At 67.1% G+C, this 693-nt stretch carries 1 pseudogene; it reads right to left on the bottom strand.

Going from position 1 to position 693, the window contains the following annotated elements:
* Positions 1-302: 302 nt before the first annotated feature.
* Positions 303-693 (bottom strand): annotated as a pseudogene (locus ACFHNC_RS24725) (transposase); the annotation flags it as partial.

Here is a 693-nt window from a genome sequence, read left to right as displayed (position 1 = left end):
GTCAGGTCGATGGAGTTGCAGGCTGGCAAGCCCATGCGCAAGGGCAACAAGCGCGGACCGAGCCACGCCTATCACGTCAAGGAATTGCGGGATCAGGAGATCGAAGTCGCCCGGCAGGCCGAGCGCGCCTACGAGCACGCGGTCCGGAACTGGCAGCCGCGAGGACCCGGCGAGGGGCGCACGGGCGCCGCAAAGGAGGAGCGACGATAAGGCTGCGCGGCGGGGCTCACACCTCCGGGCCCCGCTCTTCGCCACGCGGTCACCCGTGCAGCAGGAGGATAAGCGAGCAACAGCGGAAAAGTCTTGTCGATCTCATCCGTCGAATGCAGCTTGGTCCTGTGCTGCGGCGGGAACGCCATGTAGGCCAGCACATCGTCCTCGCTGTCGTCCATCATCTTGCCGAGCTTGGGCCAGCGGGGCCGGAGCTGGTCGGCAACGTGGCGCCAGGTCTGCCGCGCGCCCACTTGGTCGGGCTGCAGGAAAGCTTGGCGCAGCGCCGCAGCGGCCATGGACTGCTGGGCCTTGCCGACATGGGCCAGCGCGTTCCTCATCCAATGCACGCGGCAGCGTTGCCATGTCGCCCCGAGCACACGGGCGATCGCCGCCTTCAGCCCTTCATGAGCATCGGAGACGACCAGCTTCACCCCCTTCAGGCCGCGCTTCACCAAGCTCTTGAGGAAAGCGGCCCAGAAG

It is taken from the genome of Falsiroseomonas sp. E2-1-a4 (assembly GCF_051433165.1).
In the GTDB taxonomy this organism is placed as follows: domain Bacteria; phylum Pseudomonadota; class Alphaproteobacteria; order Acetobacterales; family Acetobacteraceae; genus Falsiroseomonas.
Note: the sequence above shows the minus strand (reverse complement) of the source record. Positions and strands in the feature narration are given on the sequence as shown.